The 1,429-nt window shown below is 69.4% G+C and carries 1 protein-coding gene; it reads right to left on the reverse strand.

Features of this window, described 5'->3' with window-relative positions; genetic code table 11:
• Positions 1 to 154: 154 nt before the first annotated feature.
• The gene (locus tag ACXIZN_RS43160) at positions 155 to 1,258 is read right to left on the reverse strand and encodes a branched-chain amino acid aminotransferase (protein ID WP_457960775.1); all 1,104 of its coding nucleotides are present in this window, start codon (positions 1,256 to 1,258) and stop codon (positions 155 to 157) included.
• Positions 1,259 to 1,429 lie beyond the last annotated feature (171 nt).

Genomic DNA, 1,429 nt, shown 5'->3' on the forward strand with positions numbered 1-1,429 from the left:
GCCACTTTCGGGACGTGTGGCGTCCCGAAAGTGGCTTTCGCGACACCGGCCACGACGACCGCGAACAGCCGCGACCGGGCGACCAGCTCAAGTACGTGAAGGCCCCCTTCACTGCGTCTAGCGCAATGAAGGGGGCCTTCACGTACTTCGAGCGTCAGCCCAGCGGGTACATCCAGCCTTCCGGGGCGGGCCGGGTGCCCTCCTGGATCCCGGTCAGCGCGCCGCGCAGCTTCATCGTCAGCTCGCCGGGCTGCCCGCCCGCGACGGAGAACTCGCCGCCCGCGTGCTTCACGTGCCCGACCGGCGTGATGACCGCCGCGGTCCCGCAGGCGAACACCTCGGTCAGCTCGCCGGAAGCCGCCGCCTTCTCCCACTCGTCGGTGGAGACGCGCCGCTCCTCGACCCGGTGGCCGAACGACTTCGCCAGCTCCAGCAGCGATTTACGGGTCACGCCCGGCAGCAGCGAGCCGGTCAGTTCCGGGGTCACGACGCGGGCCTCGTCACCGGAGCCGAAGACGAAGAACAGGTTCATCCCGCCCATTTCCTCGACCCAGCGCCGCTCGACCGCGTCGAGCCACACGACCTGGTCGCAGCCCTTCTCCACGGCCTGCGCCTGCGCGACGAAGGACGCCGCGTAGTTGCCAGCGCACTTCGCTTCGCCGGTGCCGCCGGGGACGGCGCGCACGTACTCGGTCGAGAGCCACACGCTCACCGGCTTCACGCCGCCGGAGAAGTACGAGCCGGCGGGCGAGCCGATCAGCGCGTAGAGGTACTCGTTCGCGGGCCGGTTGACGCCGAGCCCGGCTTCGGTGGAGATCATGAACGGCCGCAGGTACAGCGACTCGCCCGGCTTCGTCGGCACCCAGCGGCTGTCGACCGCGATCAGCTCTCGGATCGAGTCGAGGAAGGTCTCCACCGGCAGCTGCGGCATGGCGAGCCGCTCGGCCGAGTTGCGGAAGCGGATCGCGTTCGCGTCGGGGCGGAACGCCGCGATCGTGCCGTCGGGCTGGCGGTACGCTTTGAGGCCTTCGAAGATCGCCTGGCCGTAGTGCAGGACGGAAGTCGCCGGGTCGAGCGCGAAGGGCGCGTACGGCCCGACGGTCGCCTCGTGCCAGCCCTGCTCGGCGCTCCATTTCACGGTCACCATGTGGTCGGTGAAATGCAGGCCGAAGCCGGGTGCGGCCAATACGTCCGCGACGCGTTCCGGGCTCGCAGGGCTCGGGTGCGGGAGGTGGGAGAACTGCGTCGAGGTCGTCATGGCTAAGACGATAACGCTTGGTCGGACCCACGTTAGTCGGACGTCCGCATATCTTTACCTCCCTCGATCCGTCCGTCACGACGAACACGGGAGGGTCTCGCCCCTAGGATGGCGGCGTGACGTACAACCAGATGCAGCCCGCCCACCCGGCCCAGCCGGCCAAGCCCGCCA

This window comes from Amycolatopsis sp. TRM77291, assembly GCF_054166285.1.

Coding starts and splice junctions, on each gene's coding strand:
- ACXIZN_RS43160 (WP_457960775.1), bottom strand. CDS start 1,258: ATGACGACCTCGACGCAGTTCTCCCACCTCCCGCACCCGAGCCCTGCG.